Here is a 25,699-nt window from a genome sequence, read left to right on the forward strand (position 1 = left end):
TGTTGGTGCCGCCGTCTGCCCTCAGGAAGGCTGGAAGTCCACCATTTCCACATTCAACCGTGCCCAACGCTGGGGAGATTTGCGTTAAAAGCAAACATCGCAGCGCAGCATGGCGCCTGGCCTCAATCCCGCTCCCGCCGCGCCAGGAAGGCCAGGCGCTCGAACAGATGCACGTCTTGCTCGTTCTTCAGCAGGGCGCCGTGCAGGGGCGGGATGGATTTCTTCACGTCGCGCTGGCGCAGCACCGCCGGGTCGATGTCCTCGATCATCAGCAGCTTGATCCAGTCCAGCAGTTCGGAGGTGGAGGGCTTCTTCTTCAGGCCCGGCACCTCGCGCACCTCATAGAACAGGGTCAGGGCGTCGCGCAGCAGGTCCCGCTTCAGATTGGGAAAGTGCACGTCGACGATGCGGGCCATGGTTTCCGCATCGGGGAAGCGGATGTAGTGAAAGAAGCAGCGGCGCAGGAAGGCGTCCGGCAGTTCCTTCTCGTTGTTCGACGTGATGATGACCACCGGCCGCTGCCGTGCCTTGATGGTCTGCCCCGTCTCGTAGACGAAGAATTCCATGCGGTCGAGTTCCTGCAGCAGGTCGTTGGGGAACTCGATGTCCGCCTTGTCGATCTCATCGATCAGCAGCACGGGGGCCACGTCGGCCTCGAACGCCTCCCACAGCTTGCCCTTGCGGATGTAGTTGGCGATGTCGTTGACGCGGGCGTCGCCCAACTGGCCATCGCGCAGGCGGCTGACGGCGTCGTACTCGTACAGGCCCTGCTGCGCCTTGGTGGTGGACTTCACATGCCATTGCAGCAGCGGCCGGCCCAGGGCGTTCGCCACCTCCTGCGCCAGCACGGTCTTGCCCGTGCCCGGCTCCCCCTTCACCAGCAGGGGGCGCTGCAAGGTGACGGCGGCGTTGACGGCGACCCGCAGGTCATCGGTGGCGACGTAATTCTCCGTCCCTTGGAATTTCATGGTCGTGTTCCCTCAGGCGCCGGGCGGGCGCATCCGCGCCCTTGGCTTGTCCTCACTTTTCAGTCCGCTACGCTACCCGAAAAGTTCCGGCGGACGCAGTCGCGTCCTACAGCGGCATGAGAAAATTCTCATACCGCTGCTTGAGGAGTAGCGATTAGCCGGCGAGCGCCGCTTCGACCGCCGCCACGGCGGCGTCGGCCTTGTCGGGCTCGCTGCCGCCGGCCTGGGCCATGTCGGGGCGGCCGCCGCCGCCCTTGCCGCCCACGGCCGCCGCCGCGAGCTTCACCAGATCGACGGCGTTGAAGCGGCCCGTCAGGTCGGCGGTCACGGCGGCCACCAGGGTCACCTTGCCTTCGCCCTTGGCCACCAGCAGGACGATGCCGCTGCCGATCTGGCCCTTGATCTCATCGGCCAGGGGCTTCAGGTCTTTGGCCTCGATGCCGTCCAGCACGCGGGCCGACAGCTTAACGCCGTTGATCACCTTTTCCGGCGTGGCGGCGGCACCGCCGCCCCCGCCCAGGGCCAGCTGGCGCTTCAGGTCGGCCACTTCCTTTTCCAGGCGGCGGCGCTCCTCCACCAGGGTGGCGACGCGGGCCGGCACCTCCGCGGCGGAAACCTTCAGGGCACCGGCGGCGGCCAGCAGGCGACCCTCCTGCCCTTCCAGGTACTCGAAGGCGCCCCGGCCGGTCAGCGCCTCGATACGGCGCACGCCGGCGGAGACGGCCCCCTCCGACACGATCTTGAACAGGCCGATGTCGCCGGTGCGGCGCACGTGGGTGCCGCCGCACAGTTCCACGGAGTACTGGCGGTTCTGGCCCTCGTCCTGGCCACCCATCGAAACCACGCGGACCTCGTCGCCGTACTTTTCGCCGAACAGGGCCATGGCGCCTTGCTCGATGGCCTCGGCCGGGGTCATCAGGCGGGTGACGACCTCGCTGTTGCCCAGGATGCGGGCGTTCACCGCCGCCTCGACCACGCGCACGTCGTCGTCCGACAGCGGCGTCGGCTGGCTGATGTCGAAGCGCAGGCGCTCCGCCGACACCAGCGAGCCCTTCTGCGTGACATGCTCGCCCAGGCGCTGGCGCAGGGCTTCGTGCAGCAGGTGGGTGGCGGAATGGTTGGCGCGGATGTCGCCCCGGCGGCGGCCGTTGACGCGCAACTCCACCAACTGGCCCGGGGCCAGGGTGCCGTGGGTGACGGTGCCGATGTGGGCGAAGACGGCGCCCAGCTTCTTCTGCGTGTCGCTGATGGCCACCTCGACGCCACCGGCGCCGAAAATGACGCCGCTATCGCCCACCTGGCCGCCGGACTCACCATAGAACGGCGTCTGGTTCACCAGGACAATGACGTCCTGGCCGGCGGTCGCCTTGTCCAGCTTGTTGCCCTGCCGGTCCAGCACCGCCGTGACCTTGCCCTCGGCGTTCTCGGTGTCATAGCCCAGGAACTCGGTGGCGCCCAGCTCATCCTTCAGCTCGAACCACACGCGCTCGGTCGCGGCCTCGCCGCTGCCGGCCCAGGCCTTGCGCGCCTCGGCCCGCTGGCGCTCCATGGCGGCGGTGAAGCCATCGACCTCGACCGTGCGGTTGCGGCCGCGCAGCACGTCCTGCGTCAGGTCCAGGGGGAAGCCGTAGGTGTCGTACAGCTTGAACGCCACCTCGCCGGGCAGAGGCTGGCCGGCGCCCAGCTTGTCCTCTTCCTCGTCCAGCAGCTTCAGGCCGCGATCCAGCGTCTGCTTGAACCGGGTTTCCTCCAGCCGCAGGGTTTCGGTGATAAGGGCCTGGGCGCGCTGCAACTCGGTATAGTGGCCGCCCATCTCGCGCACCAGCGCGGGGACCAGCTTGTGCATCACCGGATCGCGGGCGCCGATCATGTGGGCGTGGCGCATGGCGCGGCGCATGATGCGGCGCAGGACATAGCCGCGCCCCTCGTTCGCCGGCAGCACACCATCGGCGATGAGGAAGGAGGAGGCGCGCAGATGGTCGGCGATGACGCGGTGCGACACGGCGTGCGCGCCGGACGGATCGCTGTTGGTGGCATCGGCCGACGCCTCGATCAGCGCGCGCATCAGGTCGGTGTCGTAATTGTCGTGCACGCCCTGCAGCACCGCCGCCAGACGCTCCAGCCCCATGCCGGTGTCGATGGAGGGCCGGGGCAAGGACACCCGCTCCTCCTTCGTCACCTGCTCATACTGCATGAACACCAGGTTCCAGATTTCGATGAAGCGGTCGCCGTCCTGGTCCGGGCTGCCGGGCGGGCCGCCGGGGATGCCCTCGCCATGGTCGTAGAAAATCTCGGAGCACGGGCCGCAGGGACCGGTGTCACCCATGGCCCAGAAATTGTCGGCCGTGGGGATGCGGATGATGCGGTCGTCCGACAGGCCGGCCACCTTCTTCCACAGGCCGTGCGCCTCGTCATCGGTGTGGTAGACCGTGACCAGCAGCTTGTCCTTGGGCAGGGCGAAGGTCTTGGTGATCAGGTTCCAGGCCAGCTCGATGGCGTCGGCCTTGAAATAATCGCCGAAGGAGAAGTTGCCCAGCATCTCGAAGAAGGTGTGGTGCCGGGCGGTGTAGCCCACATTCTCCAGGTCGTTATGCTTGCCGCCGGCGCGCACGCACTTCTGCGAGGTGGTGGCCCGGGTGTAGGGGCGCACCTCGTTGCCGGTGAAGACGTTCTTGAACTGTACCATGCCGGCGTTGGTGAACATCAACGTCGGGTCGTTGCGCGGCACCAGCGGGCTGGACTCCACCTCCGTGTGGCCGTTCTTCACGAAGTAGTCCAGGAAAGCGGAGCGGATCTCGTTGGCGGTCTTCATCGGGCAACAGCCTTAAGCATGCGACGGAACACCCCGGGGCGCGAAACACCGGGACAGGGTTTGTAGCGTGTGGATACGGGGGCTGTCCATGGGATGGGGCGATGACATGCCCTGGGCGCGCGGCTTTTCACCGCTTTCCATTCCCGATGGGCCCCGCCGCCCCCTGTCAACTGGACAATCGACGGGCCGGTTAATCGATGGAACTGCGCAAAAGCCCGTCAGACCAACAGCAAGGTGTTGTTCGGCGTGGCGACGACCGTGGGCGCGGTGGGAACGGTGGGGGTGGTGCCGGCGGCCAGGGACTGGTCGGCGGCGTCCACCTGCTTGGCGGCGTCGGCGATGTCTTGGGCGCTGTGGTCGGGATCCTCTGGATCGCCGGGCTTGCGCTTGCGGTCCAGGACATTCCTGGCCTGGGCGTAGACGCTGCGCGCCTGGGCCATCAGGGTGCGGACGTTGCCCATGAACTCCATGCGTTCTTTCCGCGCCGCCAGGTCCGTTTCACCGTCAGGGACCTGGATGATGCCGGCCTTGTCGGTCTTGCCGTCATTGGCCGCAGCCTGGGCGTCGCCCGTCTGCAGGGTGGCATTGGCGCCGGCCGTGGTGGCAGCTTGAGTGGTGGCAGCCTGGGCAGCAGCGGCCTGGGTGGAAGTGGTCGGAGCCTGGCCGGTGCCGGCGGCGGTGGCCTGGATTTGGGCGGCGTCGCTGCCCACGCCGGCGATGTCGGTAGCGGCACCACCCGTGCTGGCCCCGCTGGTGCCCGAAGCGCCGGTGGCGGCGGAGGAGTCGCCGCCGGTGGCGCCGACCGAGGCGCCGTCCTTCACGGCGCCAGCATATTCCTGCGCGGCGGAGCCCAGGGACTTGGCCACGTCCGCCGCCTCGCGCGCGATGCGGGCGGCGGCTTGCTTGTCGCCCATGGCGGCGGCCAATTGCGCGCGCATGCGCAGGGCCTTCAGCTGGCGCTTGGCGTTGTCGACCTTATCCTGGGCGGCCTTCTTGTCGTTGTCGGCGGACTTCTGCTTCAACTGCTTGTCCAACTGGGTGGCGTCGGACTGCAGTTTGGTCAGCTTCTTCAGGGTCTTTTCATCGACGAAGGCGCCGATGGCCCCGGCGGTGTCACCCTTCTGCAGGGCGGCGGCAACCTTTTCAGCGGTGGTTTTGGGGGCGTTGGCGGTGGACGCGCCACCGAACAGCGACGTCTGCTGCGTCACCGAGGAAGCCAGGCTTTGCGCCTGGGAATAGCCGTATGCGCCTGTGGTCGAAACCATCATCCGCCCCCCATTTTGGGTCCCGTGATTTTCGCATTCATGCGATCGGTTCGGATGATACGCCTTTGATCTCAGTTCTGCAATTAAGCGGCCTTACACCTTTGGGGGTGGAGCGGGTAAAATGCGGACGGAGCGCGAGGAAGTGCCGCCATGACTGTGCACGAAGTCACCCCCGGGCCCGACACCTGGGCCCTGCTGCCCGGCGCCCAGTTCGCCGACGCCTTTCGCCTGACGCTGCCGTCCGGCGGGGCCGTCATCGATGCCCCGGCCGCGGCCCAGCGCATGATGGGCACCTCCCCCGCCTGGGTGCGGCGGCTGATGGCCCTGCGCAACGCCATCGTGGCGCCCCTGGGGCTGAAGGCGCCCCGGCCGCCGGCGGCGTCGGAGGCCTCGCGCGCCGGCCACATCGGCATCTTCCCCATCCTGAGCAGCGGGCCGGACCGGGTGGTGCTGGGCATGGCGGACAAGCACCTGGATTTCCGCGCCGTGGTCGATGTGCGCCAGGATGCCGGCGGCTGCCAAGTCACCGCCACCACGGTGGTGCGCACCCACAACTGGCTGGGCCGCGCCTACCTCACCCTGATCATGCCCTTCCATCGCCTGGTGGTACGCACCATGCTGGGCCAGGTGGCGGGGCCCTGAGCCTGTCCGCAGGCAAATGACCCAGACAAGGAAAAGGCGGACCGTCCCCGGCCCGCCTTTCCTTCATTCGCCTGTCCCGGAGGCGCCGATCACTCGGGGCTGTCGGCGTCGCCGTCGGCCTCGGGGGAGCCCACCATCATGGCACCAGCCACCAGGCCGGCGTTGGCGCGGACCTTTTCCTCGATGGCTTTGGCGATGGCCGGGTTGGTGCGCAGGAACTGCTTGGCGTTCTCGCGGCCCTGGCCGACGCGCTGGCCGTCATAGGAGAACCAGGCGCCCGACTTCTCCACCACGCCGGCCTGGATGCCCAGGTCGATCAGCTCGCCCACCTTGGACACGCCCTCGCCGTACATGATGTCGAACTCGACCACGCGGAACGGCGGGGCCAGCTTGTTCTTCACCACCTTCACGCGGGTCTGGTTGCCGACGACGTTGTCGCGGTCCTTGATGGCGCCGATGCGGCGGATATCCAGGCGGATGGAGGCGTAGAACTTCAGCGCGTTACCGCCGGTCGTCGTCTCCGGGTTGCCGAACATCACGCCGATCTTCAGGCGGATCTGGTTAATGAAGATGACCAGGCAGTTTGACTTGGAGATGGACGAGGTCAGCTTGCGCAGCGCCTGGCTCATCAGGCGGGCCTGCAGGCCGACGTGGCTGTCGCCCATCTCGCCTTCCAGTTCGGCGCGCGGCACCAGGGCCGCCACCGAGTCCACCACCAGCACGTCGATGGCACCGGAGCGCACCAGCGTGTCGGTGATCTCCAGGGCCTGTTCACCGGCGTCGGGCTGGGAGACCAGCAGGTCGTCCACGTTCACGCCCAGCTTGCGGGCGTAGGACGGGTCCAGCGCGTGCTCGGCATCGACAAAGGCGCAGGTGCCGCCGGCCTTCTGGGCCTCGGCGATGGCATGCAGCGCCAGCGTGGTCTTGCCCGAGCTTTCCGGCCCGTAGATCTCGATGATGCGGCCGCGCGGCAGGCCGCCGATGCCCAACGCAATGTCCAGGCCCAGGGAGCCGGTGGAGATGGCATCCACCTCCATCGACGCCTCCTTGGCGCCGAGCTTCATGATGGAGCCCTTGCCGAACGCGCGTTCGATCTGGCCGAGAGCGGCGTCGAGGGCCTTTTGCTTATCCATGGGTGTTTCTACCAGACGAAGTGGTGCCGACATCTTGCTGTCCCCCTCTTGTCGCATACGGCCAACGGGCGTTCAACGGCTGTGGTGAGGGAGAACGTACATGGTCTGTTCTGGTCTGGAAAGAGGGTTTGTTGATCTTTTGTTCTTTTTTGTTCTTGTTATGATGCCCTCTGGCGCCGGACACCGGCATCCGCCGGCTGGGCTTCCTCGCATTTCAGTCCACTACGTTCCCCGAAATGCTGCGGCGGCCCCGGTCGGGGCCTCGTCGCCGTGCTTCAATTCGCTTCCAGGTCAGAGGGTTAGCAAGCCCCCGGGACAGCCCCCCGGATTCGCCGCCTCACGCCCCCGTGCGCGGGGCGCCTTCCATCACTTCCTTCACCTTGGCCGCCAGCTGTTTCAGGCTGAAGGGCTTGGGCAGGAAGTCGACCACCGCACCGTCCTTCAGCGAATGGCGGAAGCGGTCTTCGGCATAGCCGGAGATGAAGATGACCTTCACGTCGGGGCGGAATCGGCGAACCTGCTCGATCATGGTGGGGCCGTCCATCTGGGGCATGACCACGTCGCTGACGATGAGGTCCACGTCCCCGCCCCGTTCCCCCTGCAGCAGGTCCAGCGCCTCTTCCCCGCTGCGGGCTTCCAGCACGGTGTAGCCCTTGTTGCGCAGGGCGCGGGCGCCGAAGACACGCACGGCGTCCTCATCCTCCACCAGCAGCACGGTGCCCATGCCGGTGAGGTCGGCGGCGGCCTTGTCCTTGGCCTCTTCCGCTGGCGCGGCCTGGGCCGCCTTCTCGTCCAGGCGCGGCAGGTGGATGGAGAATTTGGCCCCCTCCCCCGGCTTGCTCTCCACGAAGACGAAGCCGCCGGTCTGGCGCACGATGCCATAGACGGTGGACAGCCCCAGCCCCGTGCCCGACCCCACCTCCTTGGTGGAGAAGAAGGGCTCGAAGATGCGCTGCAGGTTCTCCGGCGGGATGCCGATGCCGGTATCGATCACCTCCACCACCACCCAGTCGCCGGGCGGCATCTCCTCCGTCTCATGGCGGACGGGCTCGGTCGTGTGCAGGTTGCCGGTGACGATGGTCAGCCGCCCGCCCTTGGGCATGGCGTCGCGGGCGTTGACAGCCAGGTTGATGATGACCTGTTCCAGCTGCCCCTGGTCCACCCGCACCAGGCCGGTGTCGCGGCCGTGCAGCATGCGCAGCTCGATGTTTTCGCCGATCAGGCGCCGCAGCAGGTTGGACAATTCCGCCAGAACGTCGGTGATGCTCAGCACCCGGGGCTGCAGCGTCTGCTGCCGGGAGAAGGCCAGCAGCTGGCGCACCAGATTGGCGGCACGGTTGGCGTTCTGCTTGATCTGCATGATGTCGCTGAACGACTGGTCGCCCGGCTTGTGCCGCAGCAGCAGCAGGTCGCAGAAGCCGATCATGGCCGTCAGCAGGTTGTTGAAGTCGTGCGCCACGCCGCCGGCCAGCTGGCCGATGGCCTGCATCTTCTGCGATTGGACGAACTGCGCCTCCAGGTTCTTCTGAGCGGTCATGTCCACCAGATGCAGGATCAGGCCGCGGTCGCCGTCGCCGTCGCCGTCGAAGCGGCGGGAATAGACATGCACCACGGCGCCGGAGGTCCCGCGCAGCCGCGCCTCCACCGGCGTGCCCATGCCCCCGCCCATGCTCCCGCCGGCCCCCGCCGTCGGCCGGCCCTCCAGCACCTCGCCCAGGCGGGCCAGCAGGTTGGCGCGGTGTTCCGGCTGGAACAGGCTGGCGATGGGTTCGCCCTGCACGTCGCCCAGGCGCAGGTCGGCCATGGCGAGGAAGGTGGGGTTGCACTCCGCCAGGCGGAATTCCCCATCCACAAAGGCAAAGCCGGTGGGCGCGAACTGGAAGAAGCGCTGAAAGCGCTGCTCCGCCCGGCGCAGCTCCTCCTCCCGCGCGGTTTCGCGGGTGAGGTCGCCCAGGAAGATAAGGCTGCCGCCGGACGACGACGCCACGTGCAGCACGCTGGCGCGCAAGGGGGCCGCGCGGGCCGCCGCCAGTTCCACCTCCGCCATGCCGGCCAGGCGCCCGGGAAACAGCTCCCCCAATGGCGGTGTCGCCAGCAGGTCGCGCAGGTGGCGGCTGCCATCCTCCAGCAGGTCGCGGGTATGGCCCAGCCAATCGGCCAACGTCAGGTTCACGCGCAGCAGGGTGCCGGCCCCATCCACCAGCATGACGCCCAGGGGCGCCAGATCCCACAGCTCACGCCAGGGGTGGCTGCCCGGCACGGGGATGGCGCCACCGCTGCGCACCCGCCATTCCGACACTCCGGCCTGGTCCGCGGCGACCAGGGGCCGCGCCACCACCAGCCGCGGCGCCGGCCTGCCCACACCGCCGGCGGGATGCCCCCCGCCACCCTGGCCCGACGTGTCATCGACGAAGACGACGAAGGCCTCGCCCCCCTCGCCCCGGCGCACCGCCTCCTCCAGGTCGTGCAGCCGCTGGCTGTCGGCCCCCTCCCGGCAATGGCGGGCCAGGATGTCGACCACCCGCCCACCCTCGACGGCATTGGCCAACGCGGCGAAGGCGCCGTTGGCGGCCAGCAGGCGCCCATCCGCCCCCGCCACGGCCAGGGCGTCGGGCACCGCCTCCACCACCGCGCGCAGCACGGCGGTGCGCGCCGCCGCCTGTCGCAGCCACAGGACGCCCAGCAAAGCCATCAGCAAAAAGGTGCCGGCGGCGGCGATGGCCGCCAAGCTGGCGGTGCGGTCCGGCAATCCCCACCAGGACAGGGCGGCAGCCAGGAACAGCGCCGCCGCAAGCAGCGGCACCCCGGCCACCAGCGCCAGGCCCGCCCGCGCCGCCCCGCCAGCCAGGTTTTCCGGCTGGGTCGCGGACGGGGCGGAGGACGGGCGGGAGGGGGAAACGGCCACCGGCAGGCACCTCTGGATCGGGGGCCCCGATCCTACCAGCACCGGCCGCGCGGGACGAGATGCCAAGAACGAAATAAAACGGAGGCGCCGGCACCCTTCCGGCAGAGCGCTTTAGGTCAGCGCTTGGGAAATGTCTTCTTCTTCAACTTGAAGACATAGGAAATGACCTGCGCCACGGCCTTGTAATGCTCGGCCGGGATTTCGTCGTCCACCTCGGCGGTGGCGTACAGGGCACGGGCCAGCGGCGGGTTGGGCACCAGGGGGATGCCGTGCTCCTCCGCCAGCTCACGGATGCGGGCGGCGATGAAGTCCACGCCCTTGGCCACCACCATGGGTGCCGTCATGGTCAGCGGGTCGTACTTCAGCGCGATGGCGTAGTGGGTGGGGTTGGTCACCACCACGTCGGCCTTGGGCACGTTCTCCATCATGCGGCTGCGGGCGCGCTGGATGCGCAGGGCGCGGATCTTGCCCTTGATCAGCGGATCGCCTTCCGTCTGCTTATGCTCGTCCTTCACTTCCTGCTTGGTCATGCGCATGTCGCGCATGAACTTCCAGCGCTGGTACCACCAGTCGGCGCCGGCCAGCAGGCCCAGGGCGATCAGCACGCGGAAGATAAGGCCCACCGCCTGGCTCTTGGTCTCATTCACCAGGCCCATCAGCGGCAGGCCGATGAAATGGTCCACGGCGTGGCCCAGGGGGATGAGGCCCGGCAGCACGATGACCGACACCACCGTCAGCTTGATGACGGACTTGGCGAACTCGATCAGGTTGCTGACCTTGAACTTGTTCAGCAGGTTGGTGACGGGATTGAAGCGGTTGAGGTCGAAGCTCAGCACCCGTTCGGTGCTGAAGACGAAACCCACCTGCAGGACGGAGCCGAGGAAGGCCGCGATCACCAGCAGGGCGAAGGGCACGGACATGGCGACGGCCACCTGGCCCAGCAACTCGGTCAACAAATGGCCCAGCCCACCCCTGTCCACCGGCATGGTCTCCGGCCGTTCTATGAAGGGAACCAGCACGCTATGGATGCGCCCGAACGTCCAGGGCAGCACGGCCACCACCAGCACCAGGATGGCGCCCAGCATGAAGAGGTGCGGCACCTCTTGCGACTTGGGGATGTTGCCCTTCCCCCGGGCCTCGGACAGCCGTTTGCCTGTCGGCTCTTCCGTTTTGGAATCTGGATCCTGGTCTTCCGACATGGGCCCCTTCCCCCTACGACGACAGGAAGGGCATCATCTGCCCCTGGAAGGCGCGCAGCCAATAGACCATCAGCCCCGACAGGCTGCCGCCCAGCAGCAGCAGGCCCAGGGCGATCTGCAGCGGCTGGGTCACGAAGAAAACCTGGATGGACGGCACCAGCCGGGCCACCAGGCCCATGCCCAGGAAGAACAGCAGGCCGATGACGACGAAGGGCGCCGACATCTGCAGGCCGATCATGAAGCTTTCCGAGAAGATGCGCGTCAGATGCTCGGTGAAGTCGCCCAGCGGCATGGCCCCGCCGGGCGGGAACAGGCCATAGCTGCGCACCGCCGCCAGGATCAGCATGTGGTGCATGTCGGTGGCGAACAGCAGCAGGATGCCCAGGATGCCCAGGATGGAGTTCACCACCGTCGTCTGCTGGGACATGGCGGGGTTGAAGGCCTGGGCGGAGCTGAGGCCGACGTGGTTGGCGATCAGGCTGCCCGCCGTTTCCAAGGCCCCCATCATGGTGCGGGCGATGGTGCCGATGAAGATGCCGATCAAGGCCTCGCCGATGATCAGCACGGCCATGTCGGCGGGCTGCGCCGGCTCCGGCGGCAGGGTGCCGCCCACGGCCGGCGTCACCGCCAGGGCGACCATCACGCCGAACAGCAGGCGGATGCGGGTGGAGACGAAGGTTTCACCCACGGTGGGCATGATCAGGAAGGCCGCGCCCAGCCGCACGAACACCATCAGATAGGCGTAGAACTGGCTGACGAGGAAGGTCTGCAACATCACTCGCTGCCCGTTCCGACCCCGACGATCTTGTCCATGATGCCTTCGGTGAAGGTCACCATGTGGTGCATCATGAAGGGGGCCAGGAACACCAGGGCCACGAACATGGCGATGATCTTGGGCACGAAGGTCAGCGTCTGTTCCTGGATCTGGGTCAGCGCCTGGAACAGCGAGACGGCCAGGCCCACCACCATGGACACGGCCATGATCGGCCCGCTGACGATGATGACCGTCAGCAGCGACTGGCGCACGATCTCGATGATTTCCTGTTCGTTCATGCGCGGGTCCACAGACGCGAAGAGGGGCGCGAAAGGGGCGGCGGACGCCCCGTCGGGGCCAGCTTGCCCCAGAACCACCCGCCCCACAAATGTGAAACAAGGCCAGCCCGGAGGGTGCTCCTCCGGCACTGGCGTCACATCGGCATGCGCATGATTTCCTGGTAGGCGGAGATGACCTTGTCGCGCACGGCCGTCACCGCCTGCAGCGTCACCTCGGCGTTGCTGACGGCGTTCACCACGTCGGTCAGGTCGGCCTTGCCCACCACACCGGCGGCGGTCATGCGCTCGCCCTGGTGCATGGTGTCGATGGCGTCCACCGCCGCCTGCTTCATCAGCTCGCCAAAGCTGGGGCCGCTGGCGGGGGCCGCCATGCCGGGCCCGGCGCCCTGGCGGGCCGTGTTGGCGTAGGCCGCGATCGCGTTCGGAATGGGAATGGCCATCTTGTTCACTCAGCTCCGGTTCGCGGCTCAGTTGCGCAGCAGGTCGATGGTCTTGGTCAGCATGGTGCGGGTGGCGTCGATGACGCCCAGGTTGGCCTCATACGACCGCTGGGCCTCGCGCATGTCCATCGATTCTACCAGGCCGTTGACGTTGGGCATCAGCACATAGCCCTCGCTGTCGGCGCTGGGGTGGCCGGGATCGAACTTGCGCTGGAAGTCGCCGCGGTCGACGTCGACCTTCTTCACCTTGACGGTGTCGATGCCCAGCGCCTTGTCCAGGCTGTTGGCGAACAGCACCACCTTGCGGCGGTAAGGCAGGTCGCCCGGGCTGGCGGCCGTGCTGTCGGTGTTGGCCAGGTTCTCCGCGATGACGCGCAGGCGGGCGCCCTGCGCCTTCATGCCGGCGGTGGACAAGTTCAGCGCGTTCATCAAATCCATCGGAACCCTCGTCCCCAACCCTTGAAGCCTAAAATACGCTGCGAACCATCAAGAACACGTTAACCAGAACCGCTCAGCTGGACCCCTTGCCCAGGGCCATCTTCAGCATGCCGATCTGCTTGCGGTAGAGGTTGGTCAGCGCCTGGAAGTCGATGGCGTTCTGACCAATCTTGGTCATCTGGTCCTCCAGCACCACGGCGTTGCCGGTGGGCGAGGTCTCATAGGCCGTGCGTTCCTTGGCGGAGCGGAAGCCGCCCGCCCCCGTGCTGCTGGCCGACAGGTGGGCCGGATCGGTCGACACCAGGTCCAGATGCCCGGCCTCGCGCAATTGGTGCTTGAAATCGAAAGGCACCAGGTCCTGCGCCTGGTAGTTCGGCGTGTCGGAATTGGAGACGTTCTGCGCCAGGACCTCCTGGCGCTGGTTGTCCCAGGCCATCTTGTCCGACATCAGCTTGAAGATACCCAGCCTGTTCAGGTCCATGATCCGTACTCACCTACCCATAAGGGTCAAACCGGGGGTCACCGTCCCCAAAAGCGCCAAACGCCAGGCCCAGGCACCTCTATCGCGATAGATGGGTCATATGCAATCTGCAAGCCATTACCTAGAGAATCGCTCTAAACCAAATGGGATTCCAGCATTTTTTGCCGGCCTTCACGTCCTGGGTCCGGACACCGGTCCGGCGTCCCCCCGCATTTTCCAATGACGGTAGCGTTTCGGGCCCATCGGCGACGCCCTTTCAGGCGGCTGCCCATTTGCGTCCGGGGGCGGCGGGATATACCCTGGCCCCGTCCCTGCATGTGCCGACCAGGCCCCATATGGCCGGCCGGGGCCGCTTTTCAATTCAACGAAGGACTCATCCCCCTTTGCCCTCCGGCCCCACGCCCCCAGACCCCGAGGACGACAGCGACAAGCCCCGCCGCCAGGTGGCGGTGGCCTTGCAGCACATGGCCGAGGGCCTGCCGCGCATCGTCGCCACCGGCCAGGGCGCCGTGGCCGAGCAGATCCTGGAACTGGCCTTCGCCAACGGCGTGAAGGTGCGGCAGGATGCGGACCTGGCGGAAATCCTGTCGGTCATCGACATCGACAGCGAAATTCCCATCGAGGCGCTGGCGGCGGTGGCGGAAATCCTGGCCCACGTCTACCGTGCCAACGGCCGCCTCAGCAGCGGCGTCCCGCTGGATGCAACCTCCCCCGGAACCGTCCAGCCCCCCAACCCTTATGGCCAGGCCCCCGGTCCGGGGCCCGGCACCACGTCCGGAACACCGCCGATCAGATGACCCCGCCCCTTTCCCCCGAAGCGGATGCCTTGGCCACGGCCATGGACGACCTGCTGGCCATCCTGAACCGCACCGCCGACCTTGTCGCGGCCGGCGACGCGGTGGAATTCGCCGGCCTGGAGGATGAGGCCACTGCATTATGCAATGCAGTTGTCCAGTTGTCGCCGCAGGAAGCCCGATCCTTCCTGCCGCGACTGGAGGGCGTGCTGGCGGCCCTGGAGCGGCTGGAAGCGGTGGTGAGGAAGGCCAACGAGCTGACGCAGGGCAAGGCCACGGTGGGCCGGGCGGCCGCCGCCTACCGCCGGGCCGAAGATCCGGATGTCGGCTGACCCCATGACCACGTCCGCCGCCTATTACGTCTACGCCGCCCTGATGCTGGGCCTGGTGCTGGGCTTCATCCTGGTCACCGGCTGGCTGGTGCGCCGCTTCGGCGGCGGCGCCCTGATGCGCCTGCCCGGCCGGGCCCAGCGCCGCCTGGGCGTGGTGGAGGCCATGGCCCTGGACCCGCGCCGCCGCCTGGTGCTGATCCGGCGCGACGGGGTGGAACATCTGCTGCTGCTGGGCGGCACCCAGGACCTGCACCTGGAGGGCCCCATACCGCCGGGCGGCCCCTCCACCTTCGAGACCGTTCTGAACGAGGCCGCCGCCCCGCCGGCGCCCGCCCCGGGGCCTGTACCATGAGCACCACCCCCAGCCGCCCCTCCCGCCTGTTCCGCTGGGGCGGGCCCGTCCTGGCCATGCTGCTGACGGTGGCGGCCTCGCTGCTGGCCGGCACCGCCTATGCGCAAAGCCTGAACCTGGACCTGGGCTCGCAGGGGGGCAGTTCCACCAGCCGCATCATCCAGCTGGTGGTGCTGATCAGCGTGCTGTCGGTGGCGCCCAGCATCCTGGTGATGATGACCAGCTTCGTGCGCATCATCATCGTGCTGGGCTTCCTGCGCTCCGCCATGGGCACGCAGCAGGTGCCGCCCAACCAGGTGATGCTGAGCCTGGCCTTGTTCCTCACCTTCTTCATCATGGCGCCCACCTTCCAGGCGTCCTACGACGCGGGCATCAAGCCCATGATCGATGAACAGGTGGATGAACTGACGGGCCTGAAGAACGCCGTCGTACCCTTCCAGGACTTCATGCTGAAGCACACGCGGGAACGCGACCTACAGCTGTTCACCGACATTGCCAAGATCGACAAAGTGACGGCAGCCAAGGATCTGCCCATCCAGGTGGTCATCCCCGCCTTCATGCTGTCCGAGCTCAAGCGCTCCTTCGAGATCGGCTTCCTGGTGTTCGTGCCCTTCCTGGTCATCGACATGGTGGTGTCGTCGGTGCTGCAGTCCATGGGCATGATGATGCTGCCCCCGGCCATGATCTCCCTGCCGTTCAAGATCATCTTCTTCGTGCTGGTGGACGGCTGGTACCTGATCGTCGGCAGCCTGGTGAAAAGCTTCGGGTAGCGCCGCCCCTCGGCGCCGGCGCAACGAAGTGTGGGGCGCTTTGCCGCTGTTCAGCAGGCTCTTCCCATCTAGATTCGTAGAAGGCGTTAGGATCAACGCCTTGCCCCACACGCCACACGACCTGAGTGAGGAAAATGAAGAAGGTTCTGACCAGCGGTCTGCTGTCCCTGTTTGCCGTCACCGCCATCACCGGGTTGGGGGCCGGCCAGGCGGCCGCCCAGGCCGGCCCGCAGTGCCCCAAGACCCTGCCGGTGACCGAGACGGTCAAGGACGTGCCGGCCGGCTTCAAGGCCTACCAGGACGGCAACCCGCCCAAGGCGCCGGATGGCAGCGCCCTGCCCCTGCCGCTGGCGGCCATCCTGTTCTGGAACGGCGAACCCGGCGGCCAGCCGCCCCTGCCCCCGGCCAGCCAGTCGCGCACGGCCCTGACCTGGAATTTCACGCCGGCCCAGGCCCAGAACCTGTGGATGGCCTGCGCCTATGACGCCACCGCCATCATGATCGCGTCCAAGATGCCGGCCAGTGTCCACACCTGCACCGTGACCCTGTCGCCCGACGGCAACATGGCCGCCGGCCTGAACTGCCAGTAAGTCGCTGGAGAACCCGCTCAGCGCCGCTGGCTTGCCGGCGCTGGCGGGGCTGCGGCGGGCGTTGACGGCGCCGTCAACGCCGTGGGTGGCGGGTTCCCGGCCGGTTGACCACCACCCGGCGGCGCGGCGGCGCTGGGCGCCCCTTCGCCGGCGGGCGCCGGTGCTGCGGCGGGCGTCGTATCGCCCGGCACGGCGGCCCCCTGGGTCTGACGGGTGCGGTAGCTGTCCAGGAAGCTCTTGAACAGGTCGATTTCCTTGACCTGGTTCTGGATGGTTGCTGCGTCCAGCAGGCCGTTGGCCTCGGTCGGGCGGGTCATCACCTGGAACATGTTGGAATCCGGCCCCTTGTCCATCGACGGGCCGAAATCGGTGCGCAGCTTTTGCAGGCCCGGCAGATCTTGGGCCAGCGACAGGGCCACGGCCCGGTTCACCACCAGGCGCGAAATGGTGGGGTCGATGGGCTGGCCGGCGGCCGGCGGCGGGCCGATGACGTCGGCCAGGGCCTGGGCCGCCAGCGGCCACTGCTTGGCATGCCAGGCGATGTCGATGCGCATCAGGTTGGCGGGGCGGGAGTTGTCCTGCTTCAGCAGGGCCACGGCCTCCGGCCCCTTGTCGGTGCGCGACAGGGCGCGGGCGCGCAGCAACCGGCGTTCCGCCGCCATGGTGTCGGGAATGCCCGGCACCTCCGACTGGTCCAGGGCCGCCAGCGCCTTGTCCGGCTGGTTGTTCAGCAGGCGGATGGCCGCCTCGCGCGTGCCCACCTGGGCCTTCTGCTCCCCCTGCAGGCGGTACTGCACCTGGCGGTCCAGCAGTTCGGCCGCGCGGTCCAGCAGGTCCACATCCACCAGCCGCTCCGCCAGCACGCGGATGACCGTGTCGCCGTCGGGGCCCGGGGGCGTCAGTTCCTTGTACTGCTCATACAGCGACAAGGCCTCCAGCGGCGGCATCTTGTCGGCGCCGTTGCGCACGAACAGGCCGGTGAAGGTGTCCGTCATCTGCTTGGTGATCAGCGGCGCCTCGGGGCTATTGGGGAACAGGGTGATGGCGCGCTTCATGGTGTCGAAGGCCTGGGGGAAGTTGCCGGCCTTGATGTGCAGGTCGGCGAGGCGGCGCAGGATGTGCAATTCCAGGTCGTCGCCCGTCCAGGCGAAGCGCATCTTCTCCATCTGCTCCGCCGCCTTGGCGGGGGTCAGCTTGCCGGCGGCCAGTTCCTCGTCCACCAGCGCCATGCGGGCCTTGGTGCGGTAGAGGCGGTCCGTCCCCTCCGTCGCCGCGCGGTAGGAGTCGATGGCCTTCTCATGGTCGCCCGCCAGGCGCGCCGCCTCGCCGCGCAGATAGTTGATGGCGGTCTCGGCCGGCCCCTTGTTGGCGCCGCGCTTCACCAGCCGGTCCAGCAGGGTATTGGCCGTGTCCACGTCACCCTTGGCCAGCGCCGCCTCGGTCGCCGCCAGGCTGAAGCGGGTGTTGAACGGCTCCGGATATGTCCGCAGCAATTCCCGGCGGCTCTGGAACAGGCGATAGGCGGTGTCGTCGTCACCGGTGGTGTGGGCGGCGTAGGCGCGCCACAGGGCCACGTCCGGTTCATTCTGCAGGGCCGGGGCCGTCAGGTCGTCCAGGCCGCCCTTGGCATCGCCGGTCAGGATGCGGGCGGTGCCGCGCACGGCCGCGAACTCCGCCCGCTTCTCCAAATCCGGCTGGTCCTTGCGCGCCATCTCCAGCAGGCCCAGCGCTTCCTGACCGAAGCCGTTGCCGGCGTAGAAGCGGGCCAGATCCAGGCGCAGCTTGGGCCGATCGTCCGGCGGGGCCTTGACGATCTCGTTCATCACGTGCTCGCGTCCGGCCACGAAGCCGTTGGGGTCCACCTTGGCCCAGCGCTGGAAGTCGAAGAAGCGGTCGGGCTCCACCACCGGCGGCGGCGGTGCGGCGGTGGCGACGTCGGTGGACGGCGACAAGCGCAGGCCGCCCGGCACCGTCAGCTCAACCCCTTCCTTGGCCGGCTGCACCAGCAGGCGTTCATCGATGGGCCGGACCACCACCCCCTGGGCTGTGGGCAGGAACTGCGCCTCGGCATAGCGCAGCGTCACCGGCATCAACTGCGGCGCCGGGCTCATGGGGATGACCTTCAGCGTATCGCCCACCACCGGGTCGGAGAAGGTGAAGACCTTCACCGGCTTGGGCGTCTTCACCACCAGGCGGGGGCCCAACGCGAAGTCGGGGTCCGTCACCACCGGCACGCCCGCCGGCGCGCCGTCCGCCGGCGCGGTCGGGGCGTGGTCAAAAGTGATGCGATAGCCGGTGGCGCCCTCCCCAGTCACCTTGGGCTCCAGCACGGCTGGCGCCGGCAGGCGGAAGCCGGTGCCACCAGTGAAGGCCACCGGCTCTACCTGGCCCAGCACGGCCGGCTGGTTGACGGGTTGCGTCGGCGCGGTGGTCGGCGGCACCGCGCGGTCGAACAGCACGTACAGCCAGCCGGCCCGCGCGAACACAGCCACCGCCGAGGGCTGGCCGGGATCGAATACCAGGGTAGGCGGTGGTGCCGGCGGTGCGTCGGCGCCCGGCTGGGCGGCCGCCGATTCGGAAGCCGGCGCCCCCTCGGGCGCCGAGGCGCCCGGCGGATGCGCCGCCACCGGGGGAGCGCCATGCTCACCAGCGGGCGCAGGCTTGGCCTCGGGTGTCTTGGCCTCTGGTGCTTTGGCAGGCGGGGCCGCCTGCGCCACGGCCTTGGCGGCAGCCTCTTTCGCGGCCGCATCCTTGGCCGCCTGCTGCTGGATCAGGTACAGCGGCTGGCCTTCCTTGACGGCGCGCGGGTCGGCCGGCGGTGCTGCCACCGAGGGCGGGGCGCCGCTTGCGGGCGGCCCAGCGGGCGACAGGGCGGCAGCCTGGCTGGGCGCCGCCACCGGCGTCTTGGCGGCGGGGGCCGCCCTCTCCGCCGAGGGGCCCGAGGCGCCAATGCTGGTGGTCGTGCTGGCAGGGGCCGGCGGGGCGCCGGGCTTGCCGTCGCCCACGTCGATGACGACCTTGTCGCCGGAGCGGGACTGTTCGACCGTCGCGTTGGCGGGGATGGTCAGGGCGACGGTCAGGCCGGAACCGCCCGCCACCGCTTCCACCCCCGAGATGCGGGGAGAGCGGGCCTTGCGGGCGGCGCCCAGATCGGCCTTGGCCGGCCTGTCGAAATGAATCAGCAGCTTGGCACCGTCGCGCTCCAGCGTCGACTTGACCGGTCCCGCCCAGTCGAACACCAGGCGGCTGCGGCCGGGATGTTCACCGGCACGCACCGTCACCGTGGGCAGGGCGGCGCCCGCCTCCGCCGGCTGCGCGGCCGCAGGCTGGATGGCGGTGGGCTGGGTAGCGGCGGGCGGCGACTCCCTGGTCTCCTGGCCGGCGGCCAGAGCGGGGGTCGCCGCCAGCGCCAGGGCGGCGACCATCAGCAGGGAGCGGAAAAGCGGGGCGTAAGCGGTCATGACGGAGGCTTGCCGTCCCGGGCGGCGTATTCACGGATGGCGATGTCGATGCGGCGGTCGGCCGTGGCCCGGTCGGCGTCGGTAGCAGCACCCGGGGCAGCCGGACCGGCGCCGTCGGCCTGGCCGCGTACGGTGATGGGTTCGGCATAGCCCGCGCGGGCCAGCGCCAGGGCGATGGTGCGGCCACGCGCCAGCGACAGTTCCCAGGTGGATGGGTAGGCGGCGTTGGCGATGGCGCCGGGCGCGTTGGAGCCGGGACCAATGGAGTTGAGGTCGGTATGGCCCACGACCTCAACCGCGTTGGCGACGTTGCTGACCACCCCGCCCAGCGCGAACAGGATGGCCGCCCCGGCGGAGGACAGGGTGGTGGCCCCGGGGGCGAACAGCGCCTCCTCCGGCAGGGCGGCCACCAGACGGTCGCCCGCATGGATGACGCGGACGGCGGCCAGGGCCGGCTCGCTTGACAGCTGGCGTTCCATCACCCGGGCCAGATAGCCCAGGTCGGTGGCCTTGCCCCGGTCCAGGTTGCCGTTGCCGTGCTGCTCGGCAGGGGAACCGCCGAAGATGGCCTGCAGCACCTGGTCCCGCCGCGCGTCCGGGGCCGTCATGCCGTACAGCATGACGAAGAACGACAGCATCAGGCAGACGAAATCGGTGAAGGAAATCAGCCAGATGCGCTTGGGCGCCTGGACCTTGGGCGCCAGGGACGGCAGGAAGCCCGGGATGGGCGGCGGCAGGGCATCGGGCTCGCTCATGGCCGCGTCTCCGCCGCCGGCGTCACCGGAACCGCCGGCAGGCCGGCACGCGGCAGCCGGGCGCGGAACAGGAAGCGCACCGTGTCCGCCCTGCCCTTCTCCACCCCCACGGTCATGGCGCGCGGGGCCACGCCGGCCGCGGCCAGGGTGCGGGCCATGGCGCCGGCCTGGAACACGGGCAGGCTGGCGCCGGGATTGCCGCCGTCGCCCACCAGGAACTCCAGGTCGATCTCCAGCCCCGTCTCCTCATCCGGGCGCACGGCCTCGGCCATCTGGTGCCACACGCCCTCGCGGCCGGGCAGGACGGTGACGATGGTGCCGCCCCCCTCCGCCGCCGCCGTGGCGAACAGGCTGGATGTGGGCATGGTCGCGGCCAGGGTGCCGCCCTTGCCGCTCTGGTCGATGACGGCGTCGGGCATCACGGCCACCAGGCGGCGGCCCACGGCGCCCAGGCGCTCATCCGCGCGGGCCAGGGCGGCCTGCGCCGCCGGCCCCTGGGTGAGGGTGACGCCGAACGCGTCCTGCACAGCCTGCACAACGGCGTCGAACTTCCGGTTCTCGAAGGTGGACAGCGAGGTCAGCAGGATGAAGAACGCCAGCAGCAGGAAGAATACCGACAGGTAGAGGACGAAGACCCCGCCCTCCTCCTGGGCGATCTTCCGTCCCCCCGACACCAGCCCCGCCATGGGCCGGTTCCTGGACGCCCCAACCGTCATAGCCGTCGCCTTTGGGCCCATCCCCTCTGAAGACTTAGTCGAAGCTCGCCAGCAGGCGATCGATCTCATCCTGGTCGATGGCCCGGCCGGGCAGCTGGGGCCCATGCAACAGGAAGTCATCGTCGGATGCGCCGCCGGCCGGCGTGTCGGCGGCGGGCGGACCGTCGGGGTGACGGCGCTGCACGTCTTCGCCGAAGGCCACCAGCATGGCCTCCACCTTGGCCTCGATATGCTTCAGCGCCTTCACCACCTTGGTGATGCGCTGGCCGGTGATGTCCTGGAAGTTGCAGGCCTCATAGATGCCGGTGGTGATGTCCATCATCTTGGACGACACCTCCGGCGTCACATCGCCGGCCATGCCCATCAGCTGGTCGCAGGCGTCCATGATACGGTTGGTGGCATCCTCCGTGGCGCCCACCACGGCGTCCAGCTCATCCGTGGCGCGGGGAATGTGTTCGGCGTGGATGTCGCTGGGCTGCAGCGCCGCGATTTCCTTCTTGGCGTTGTGGATGAAGCGGGCCAGGCCCTCAAGCTCGCCATAAAGCTTGATGTCGTGCTGGGTCACGTCGCCGCCCATGGAGGCGACCACGGTGGAGACGATCTGGGCGACCTCTTCCCGCGACAGCGGCTGGCGGGCCTGGGAGCGGGCGGCATCCAGCCGGTCCTGAAGGATCGGGTCGGCGGCGGGGCGGATCATGGCGGCTCTCGTCTCGTCAAATGGGGCCGGTTATCAGGCCTGGTGGCGGCTGGGTTGGGGTTTGGTGCGGTTGGCGAGCGCGCTCATTGCGGCACGCTGGGCAGTCGTTTGCGGTCAGCCAGCATGGTGGTCACCTGCTCCGCGCGCTTGGGTGTCATGGCGGCCAGCACCGGGGCGGCCTTGGCCTCCTTCATACGGCTGATCACGTTCAGCAGCACCTTGTCGTCCATGGCCTCGAAGATGCGGGCGGCCTCGGCCGGCTTCATCGTCTCGTAAATCTTCACCAGGCTGTCCAGCTGCTGCGCCTGGTCGGCGTTGACCTGGTTGACCAGGCCGTCCAGCTGCTTTTTCAGCGCCTGCATCTCCGCCAGTTTCTGGTCCAGCCGCTGGGTCGCCACCTGCAGCATGGCCTCGCGCTGGTCCAGGTCGCGCTCGCGGCTGTCCAGGGCCTCGCGCCGTTCCGCCAGGCGCTGCAGCAGCTCCACGTCCTTGGGCGTGAAAGTCTGGCCGTCGGTGGGGCTGCCGGAAGGCTCGGGCTTGCCGCCCTCCGCCTTGGCGTCCCCTTTTGCGGCGCCCTCGGCAGGCTTGGCGGCCGGTGCTTCCGCCGGCTTCGCCGGGGCGGCAGCGGTTGCCTGGGCAGCGGGTGTCTGGCCAGAAGGCGTTTGCGAGGCGGGCTTCTCCGGTGCCGGGCTCTGCGCCTTGGCGGCCGGCACGTCGGGCGGGGCGGCGCCCACGGTCAGCGTCCACCACATGTCCCCCGCCCGCGCCCCCAGCAGCAGCACGGCGGCGAAGATCGTGGCCGGCAGCAGGCGCACGCGCAGGCGCCGCCACAGCGGAACCTTGGGGGCCTCGTCCTTCCTGGCCACGCGGCCCTTGCCCGCAGTGGCGCGCGTTCCCGCCGGGCGCGCGCCTGCCGGCACCGGACGCTGGGTCCGGGGCACCTGGGGGGCGACGGCCTTGGGGACGGCCCCGGTGAGGGGTGCCCCAGGCGTTGTCCCGAGGGCGGCTGTTGGCCGGCCTTGCCGGGGAGCCGAAGGTTCAGCCGTCATTGACGCATGTTCTCCAAGGCCTGGAGCAATTCACGCTCCGCGCGCGAGCGGGCCTCGGGCAGGGTGCCGCCCGCCTGGCCACCAGCGGCCTCGCCCCCGGCGGCGGCTCCCGGTGCCGGCAGGCGCGCGGGCGCCGGGCGCGGCGCGGGGCGGTTGTCGTCCAGGCCGGCGTCGTTGTCATAGCGGTCGCCCGGCCGCTCGGGCCGGGAGGCGCGTTCGGGCACGCGCCCGCCATTCAATGGGTCGCCAGCAGCCCGTTCCCCCGCGAGGCGCTCGGCCATTTGCCGCTCGGCGATCTGGCGTTCCGCCGCCATCCGTTCGGCCAACTGGCGTTCGGCGATGGAGCGTTCAGCGAGCCGTTCCTGACCGCCACGCTCGCCCTCCAGCCGTGCCGGCAGCGGGCGCGGATCGGGGCGGATGCCATCTGGGCGGACGCCGTCTGCTCGGACACCGGCGCGCGGCGCCTCGGACCGGTGGCCGTTCACGCCGCCTACCATCCCGCCACTGGCCATGCCGCCACTGGCGACGCTGCCGCGCAGGGCTTCCGCCCGGGGCAGGTCGCGAGGCTCCGGCCGGCTGTCGCGCGCCGGCTCCGGTGGCGCGGCGTTGGCGCGGGCACGCCCGGCGGCGCCCTCAAGGCGCGCGGCCAGGGCATCGGCCGCCTGGGTCATCTGCTCCAGCTCTTCCCGCATCTTGTCGGCGCGGCCGATCAGGTACTGCAGCGCCTCGCCGGACTCGGCGGCGGCCTTGCGCATGCCCTTCACGCCGGCATCGGCCTGGGCGGTGGCCTCGCTGAACTCCCGCACCAGGGCCTCCATCTCGCCCCGGCTGTCGCGCAGCTGGGCGATCTGGCGGTTCAGGCGCAGGGCGTAAACGATGGTGGCGACCAACAGGCCGCCGACCACCACATCCAAGGCCAGGGAAAGCAGGATGGTCAGGCTCATGTCGGCGCGGTCTCCGGCTTGGGCGCCTCGCGGTCGATGCGGACCGCGATGTTGCCGCCCTTGCGCCCCATGCGGCCCAGGAACATGGGCACGTCACCGCACCGCAGCTCGATGGTGTCGTCCGGCGCCACGTTCAGCAGCACGCGCGACCCCACCTTCCAGTTCAGCACGTCGTAGAGCGACAGCGTGATCTCATCCAGCACCGCCGACAGGTGCACGTCGGTCATCCACAGCTCGCTGGCCAAGTGGGTTTCCCAGATGCTGTCGCGGCCGAACTTTTCACCCATGAACATCTGCAGCAGCAGTTCGCGCACGGGTTCCAGGGTGGCGTAGGGGATCAGCAGTTCCAGGCGGCCGCCGCGATCCTCCATGTCGATGCGCAGCTTCACCAGCACGGCGGCGTTGGCCTGGCGGGCGATGGTGGCGAAACGCGGGTTGGTTTCCAGCCGGTCGAAACGGAAGGTGACGGGCGACAGGGGGTCGAAGGCGGCCGACAGGTCGGACAGCACCACGTGCACCATGCGCTCCACCAGGTTGCGCTCGATGGTGGTGTAGGGGCGGCCCTCGATGCGCATGGCCGCCGTGCCGCGCCGGCCGCCCAACAGCACGTCGACGATGGAGTAGATCAGCGCCGAATCGATGACCATCAGGCCATAGTTGTCCCATTCCTCCGCCTTGCAGACGGCCAGCATGGCGGGCAGCGGAATGGAATTGAGATAGTCGCCGAAACGGACCGAGGAAATCTGGTCCAGGCTGACTTCCACGTTGTCGGAGGTGAAGTTGCGCAGGGAGGTCGACATCATGCGGACCAGGCGGTCGAACACCACCTCCAGCATGGGAAGGCGTTCGTAGTTCACCAGCGCCGAGTTGACCAGCGCCATGATGCCGGAATTGTCGCCGTCGCCGGCGCCGTCCTTGTCGAAGCCCAGCAGGCTGTCGATTTCGTCCTGGTTCAGGACGCGGGTGGCCCCGCCGCCCATGTCGCCAAAGCCACTGTCGCCGGCGCCCTCGTCCGCCAAGGCCGCCCATTCGGCGGCCATGCGTTCCTCTTCACTCAGCTCCTGCGGATCCGGCATCGGTCAGCGCTCCAGCGTCCAAAACGCGCATGCGGGCCCCCGGCCCCCCAAGAACCACCCATCAGGAAACCGGGCGGGGCGCCGAATGTTCAGAAACATGCACGTACCAGGCCATATTACAATCGGCGGGGCGGCAATATCCATGCCAGCAAGCAGGCGCCCCCAAACCCAATCACCCAAACCCAATCACCCAAACGATGACAAGGCCGTTTAAGGCCCCATCTCATCTCACTGTGATTGTACCAGAATTTCCTCAAACAGCACGTCCCTCACCCGCACCGGGGCGGCCGCCGCGTTCACCCGCTGCAGCAACTCCTCGCGCAGGCGGTAAATGCCGGCCGATCCCTTGAGATCATCCAACCGCAGTTCCCGCAGATAGGTCTGGAAGGTATCGACGATGCGCGGGGTGGCCAGGGTCAGCTTGGGCCTGTCCTCTTCCTTGTAGATCTCCAGCTGGATCTTCAGCTTCAGGAAGGCCGGGCGGCGCTCATTTGTCTGCAGGTTGATCAGCAATTCGCCCAGCGGGAAGAACACCGGAGGCGCCTTGGGATCGAACGCCTCCTCCGCGGCGGCGGGCTTTTCCTCCACCTCCTCCGCCTTCTTCTTGCCCAGCAACCCGTCCAGCAGGCCGCTGAAGATCAGGCCACCGGCGATGAGTGCGATGAGCAGCAGCGGCACCACCACGAACATGACGATCTTCTTGCCGCTGAATTTCTTTCGCGGCAGTTCCTGTTCGCCCCCACCATCCGTTTCGATGGCCGTCATGCTACCCCGCAACGCTCGTGCACCGGGCCCCGTTCGAACGCCGTTCGGGTAGGGCCCACCAT

General features: G+C 68.6%; 25 protein-coding genes. 6 read left to right on the plus strand and 19 right to left on the minus strand.

Annotated elements, in window-relative coordinates; genetic code table 11:
• Window positions 1-122: 122 nt before the first annotated feature.
• The 3 genes from FBZ87_RS07090 to FBZ87_RS07100 all read right to left on the minus strand — a co-directional run bounded on the left by FBZ87_RS07090 (window position 123) and on the right by FBZ87_RS07100 (window position 5,048).
• Entirely contained in the window at window positions 123-968 is an 846-nt protein-coding gene (locus FBZ87_RS07090; protein WP_145609606.1) for an AAA family ATPase, read from the minus strand.
• Window positions 969-1,122: 154 nt separating this feature from the next.
• Window positions 1,123-3,780, minus strand: coding sequence for an alanine--tRNA ligase (gene alaS / locus FBZ87_RS07095; RefSeq protein WP_145609607.1), 2,658 nt, complete (start codon window positions 3,778-3,780; stop codon window positions 1,123-1,125).
• A 218-nt stretch (window positions 3,781-3,998) separates the two neighbouring features.
• Window positions 3,999-5,048 carry a hypothetical protein gene (locus FBZ87_RS07100; RefSeq protein WP_145609608.1) on the minus strand — a complete coding sequence of 350 codons (1,050 nt, stop codon included), beginning with the start codon at window positions 5,046-5,048 and terminating at the stop codon, window positions 3,999-4,001.
• 147 nt (window positions 5,049-5,195) lie between these two features.
• Between FBZ87_RS07100 and FBZ87_RS07105 the strand changes: the two genes are divergently transcribed.
• Window positions 5,196-5,687: a DUF2867 domain-containing protein gene (locus tag FBZ87_RS07105; RefSeq protein WP_145609609.1), complete on the plus strand. Its 492-nt coding sequence runs from the start codon at window positions 5,196-5,198 to the stop codon at window positions 5,685-5,687.
• An 89-nt stretch (window positions 5,688-5,776) separates the two neighbouring features.
• On the opposite strand, the gene recA is transcribed toward FBZ87_RS07105, so the two are convergent.
• From recA to flgB, 8 genes are all read right to left on the minus strand, one after another.
• Window positions 5,777-6,853, minus strand: coding sequence for a recombinase RecA (recA, locus tag FBZ87_RS07110; RefSeq protein ID WP_145609610.1), 1,077 nt, complete (start codon window positions 6,851-6,853; stop codon window positions 5,777-5,779).
• A gap of 304 nt (window positions 6,854-7,157) precedes the next feature.
• A complete protein-coding gene (locus FBZ87_RS07115; RefSeq protein ID WP_145609611.1) occupies window positions 7,158-9,725 on the minus strand; it encodes a hybrid sensor histidine kinase/response regulator in 2,568 nt (855 codons plus the stop codon).
• Window positions 9,726-9,841: 116 nt separating this feature from the next.
• Window positions 9,842-10,924 carry a flagellar biosynthesis protein FlhB gene (gene flhB, locus FBZ87_RS07120; protein ID WP_145609612.1) on the minus strand — a complete coding sequence of 361 codons (1,083 nt, stop codon included), beginning with the start codon at window positions 10,922-10,924 and terminating at the stop codon, window positions 9,842-9,844.
• A gap of 13 nt (window positions 10,925-10,937) precedes the next feature.
• Entirely contained in the window at window positions 10,938-11,699 is a 762-nt protein-coding gene (gene fliR / locus FBZ87_RS07125) for a flagellar biosynthetic protein FliR (protein ID WP_145609806.1), read from the minus strand.
• Window positions 11,699-11,977 carry a flagellar biosynthesis protein FliQ gene (fliQ, locus tag FBZ87_RS07130; RefSeq protein ID WP_004272109.1) on the minus strand — a complete coding sequence of 93 codons (279 nt, stop codon included), beginning with the start codon at window positions 11,975-11,977 and terminating at the stop codon, window positions 11,699-11,701. The genes fliR and fliQ overlap by 1 nt, the downstream gene beginning before the upstream one ends.
• A 134-nt stretch (window positions 11,978-12,111) precedes the next feature.
• A complete protein-coding gene (gene fliE, locus FBZ87_RS07135) occupies window positions 12,112-12,417 on the minus strand; it encodes a flagellar hook-basal body complex protein FliE (RefSeq protein WP_145609613.1) in 306 nt (101 codons plus the stop codon).
• 27 nt (window positions 12,418-12,444) lie between these two features.
• Window positions 12,445-12,855: a flagellar basal body rod protein FlgC gene (flgC, locus tag FBZ87_RS07140; protein WP_145609614.1), complete on the minus strand. Its 411-nt coding sequence runs from the start codon at window positions 12,853-12,855 to the stop codon at window positions 12,445-12,447.
• 73 nt (window positions 12,856-12,928) lie between these two features.
• A complete protein-coding gene (gene flgB / locus FBZ87_RS07145) occupies window positions 12,929-13,336 on the minus strand; it encodes a flagellar basal body rod protein FlgB (protein WP_145609615.1) in 408 nt (135 codons plus the stop codon).
• Window positions 13,337-13,719: 383 nt separating this feature from the next.
• On the opposite strand from flgB, the gene FBZ87_RS29630 reads away from it, so the two are divergent.
• The 5 genes from FBZ87_RS29630 (at window position 13,720) to FBZ87_RS07170 (ending at window position 16,174) form a co-directional block, all read left to right on the plus strand.
• Window positions 13,720-14,133, plus strand: coding sequence for an EscU/YscU/HrcU family type III secretion system export apparatus switch protein (locus tag FBZ87_RS29630; RefSeq protein WP_342780896.1), 414 nt, complete (start codon window positions 13,720-13,722; stop codon window positions 14,131-14,133).
• The gene (locus FBZ87_RS07155) at window positions 14,130-14,462 is read left to right on the plus strand and encodes a hypothetical protein (protein WP_145609616.1); all 333 of its coding nucleotides are present in this window, start codon (window positions 14,130-14,132) and stop codon (window positions 14,460-14,462) included. The genes FBZ87_RS29630 and FBZ87_RS07155 overlap by 4 nt, the downstream gene beginning before the upstream one ends.
• A gap of 4 nt (window positions 14,463-14,466) precedes the next feature.
• Window positions 14,467-14,814: a FliO/MopB family protein gene (locus tag FBZ87_RS07160; protein WP_246134278.1), complete on the plus strand. Its 348-nt coding sequence runs from the start codon at window positions 14,467-14,469 to the stop codon at window positions 14,812-14,814.
• A complete protein-coding gene (fliP, locus tag FBZ87_RS07165; RefSeq protein WP_186454622.1) occupies window positions 14,811-15,584 on the plus strand; it encodes a flagellar type III secretion system pore protein FliP in 774 nt (257 codons plus the stop codon). Before FBZ87_RS07160 ends, fliP begins: the two co-directional genes overlap by 4 nt.
• Window positions 15,585-15,718: 134 nt before the next feature.
• The gene (locus tag FBZ87_RS07170) at window positions 15,719-16,174 is read left to right on the plus strand and encodes an STY0301 family protein (RefSeq protein WP_145609617.1); all 456 of its coding nucleotides are present in this window, start codon (window positions 15,719-15,721) and stop codon (window positions 16,172-16,174) included.
• A gap of 17 nt (window positions 16,175-16,191) precedes the next feature.
• On the opposite strand, the gene FBZ87_RS29115 is transcribed toward FBZ87_RS07170, so the two are convergent.
• From FBZ87_RS29115 to FBZ87_RS07215, 8 genes are all read right to left on the minus strand, one after another.
• Window positions 16,192-19,635: a tetratricopeptide repeat protein gene (locus FBZ87_RS29115; RefSeq protein WP_186454623.1), complete on the minus strand. Its 3,444-nt coding sequence runs from the start codon at window positions 19,633-19,635 to the stop codon at window positions 16,192-16,194.
• Window positions 19,632-20,390 (minus strand): OmpA/MotB family protein, encoded by a 759-nt coding sequence (locus FBZ87_RS07185; protein ID WP_145609618.1) that lies wholly within the window; start codon window positions 20,388-20,390, stop codon window positions 19,632-19,634. The genes FBZ87_RS29115 and FBZ87_RS07185 overlap by 4 nt, the downstream gene beginning before the upstream one ends.
• Window positions 20,387-21,076, minus strand: coding sequence for a flagellar motor protein MotB (locus FBZ87_RS07190; protein WP_186454624.1), 690 nt, complete (start codon window positions 21,074-21,076; stop codon window positions 20,387-20,389). The genes FBZ87_RS07185 and FBZ87_RS07190 overlap by 4 nt, the downstream gene beginning before the upstream one ends.
• 64 nt (window positions 21,077-21,140) lie before the next feature.
• Window positions 21,141-21,803, minus strand: a complete 663-nt coding sequence (locus tag FBZ87_RS07195; RefSeq protein WP_145609620.1) for a protein phosphatase CheZ — start codon at window positions 21,801-21,803, stop codon at window positions 21,141-21,143.
• A gap of 83 nt (window positions 21,804-21,886) precedes the next feature.
• Window positions 21,887-22,669 (minus strand): MotE family protein, encoded by a 783-nt coding sequence (locus FBZ87_RS07200; protein ID WP_145609621.1) that lies wholly within the window; start codon window positions 22,667-22,669, stop codon window positions 21,887-21,889.
• Window positions 22,670-22,848: 179 nt separating this feature from the next.
• A complete protein-coding gene (locus FBZ87_RS07205) occupies window positions 22,849-23,796 on the minus strand; it encodes a DUF6468 domain-containing protein (RefSeq protein WP_145609622.1) in 948 nt (315 codons plus the stop codon).
• Window positions 23,793-24,872 carry a flagellar motor switch protein FliM gene (gene fliM / locus FBZ87_RS07210; RefSeq protein WP_004271642.1) on the minus strand — a complete coding sequence of 360 codons (1,080 nt, stop codon included), beginning with the start codon at window positions 24,870-24,872 and terminating at the stop codon, window positions 23,793-23,795. Before fliM ends, FBZ87_RS07205 begins: the two co-directional genes overlap by 4 nt.
• A 228-nt stretch (window positions 24,873-25,100) precedes the next feature.
• Window positions 25,101-25,637 (minus strand): flagellar basal body-associated FliL family protein, encoded by a 537-nt coding sequence (locus FBZ87_RS07215; protein WP_145609623.1) that lies wholly within the window; start codon window positions 25,635-25,637, stop codon window positions 25,101-25,103.
• Window positions 25,638-25,699: the final 62 nt, after the last annotated feature.

It is taken from the genome of Nitrospirillum amazonense, from assembly GCF_007828035.1.
In the GTDB taxonomy this organism is placed as follows: Bacteria; Pseudomonadota; Alphaproteobacteria; order Azospirillales; family Azospirillaceae; genus Nitrospirillum; species Nitrospirillum amazonense.

What these genes read in the sequence shown, in the direction of transcription:
- FBZ87_RS07090 (WP_145609606.1), bottom strand. Translation starts at nt 968, where the DNA reads ATGAAATTCCAAGGGACGGAGAATTACGTCGCCACCGATGACCTGCGG.
- alaS (WP_145609607.1), bottom strand. Translation starts at nt 3,780, where the DNA reads ATGAAGACCGCCAACGAGATCCGCTCCGCTTTCCTGGACTACTTCGTG.
- FBZ87_RS07100 (WP_145609608.1), bottom strand. Translation starts at nt 5,048, where the DNA reads ATGATGGTTTCGACCACAGGCGCATACGGCTATTCCCAGGCGCAAAGC.
- FBZ87_RS07105 (WP_145609609.1), top strand. Translation starts at nt 5,196, where the DNA reads ATGACTGTGCACGAAGTCACCCCCGGGCCCGACACCTGGGCCCTGCTG.
- recA (WP_145609610.1), bottom strand. Translation starts at nt 6,853, where the DNA reads ATGTCGGCACCACTTCGTCTGGTAGAAACACCCATGGATAAGCAAAAG.
- flhB (WP_145609612.1), bottom strand. Translation starts at nt 10,924, where the DNA reads ATGTCGGAAGACCAGGATCCAGATTCCAAAACGGAAGAGCCGACAGGC.
- fliR (WP_145609806.1), bottom strand. Translation starts at nt 11,699, where the DNA reads ATGTTGCAGACCTTCCTCGTCAGCCAGTTCTACGCCTATCTGATGGTG.
- fliQ (WP_004272109.1), bottom strand. Translation starts at nt 11,977, where the DNA reads ATGAACGAACAGGAAATCATCGAGATCGTGCGCCAGTCGCTGCTGACG.
- fliE (WP_145609613.1), bottom strand. Translation starts at nt 12,417, where the DNA reads ATGGCCATTCCCATTCCGAACGCGATCGCGGCCTACGCCAACACGGCC.
- flgC (WP_145609614.1), bottom strand. Translation starts at nt 12,855, where the DNA reads ATGGATTTGATGAACGCGCTGAACTTGTCCACCGCCGGCATGAAGGCG.
- flgB (WP_145609615.1), bottom strand. Translation starts at nt 13,336, where the DNA reads ATGGACCTGAACAGGCTGGGTATCTTCAAGCTGATGTCGGACAAGATG.
- FBZ87_RS07155 (WP_145609616.1), top strand. Translation starts at nt 14,130, where the DNA reads ATGACCCCGCCCCTTTCCCCCGAAGCGGATGCCTTGGCCACGGCCATG.
- FBZ87_RS07160 (WP_246134278.1), top strand. Translation starts at nt 14,467, where the DNA reads ATGACCACGTCCGCCGCCTATTACGTCTACGCCGCCCTGATGCTGGGC.
- fliP (WP_186454622.1), top strand. Translation starts at nt 14,811, where the DNA reads ATGAGCACCACCCCCAGCCGCCCCTCCCGCCTGTTCCGCTGGGGCGGG.
- FBZ87_RS07170 (WP_145609617.1), top strand. Translation starts at nt 15,719, where the DNA reads ATGAAGAAGGTTCTGACCAGCGGTCTGCTGTCCCTGTTTGCCGTCACC.
- FBZ87_RS29115 (WP_186454623.1), bottom strand. Translation starts at nt 19,635, where the DNA reads ATGACCGCTTACGCCCCGCTTTTCCGCTCCCTGCTGATGGTCGCCGCC.
- FBZ87_RS07185 (WP_145609618.1), bottom strand. Translation starts at nt 20,390, where the DNA reads ATGAGCGAGCCCGATGCCCTGCCGCCGCCCATCCCGGGCTTCCTGCCG.
- FBZ87_RS07190 (WP_186454624.1), bottom strand. Translation starts at nt 21,076, where the DNA reads ATGGCGGGGCTGGTGTCGGGGGGACGGAAGATCGCCCAGGAGGAGGGC.
- FBZ87_RS07195 (WP_145609620.1), bottom strand. Translation starts at nt 21,803, where the DNA reads ATGATCCGCCCCGCCGCCGACCCGATCCTTCAGGACCGGCTGGATGCC.
- FBZ87_RS07205 (WP_145609622.1), bottom strand. Translation starts at nt 23,796, where the DNA reads ATGAGCCTGACCATCCTGCTTTCCCTGGCCTTGGATGTGGTGGTCGGC.
- fliM (WP_004271642.1), bottom strand. Translation starts at nt 24,872, where the DNA reads ATGCCGGATCCGCAGGAGCTGAGTGAAGAGGAACGCATGGCCGCCGAA.
- FBZ87_RS07215 (WP_145609623.1), bottom strand. Translation starts at nt 25,637, where the DNA reads ATGACGGCCATCGAAACGGATGGTGGGGGCGAACAGGAACTGCCGCGA.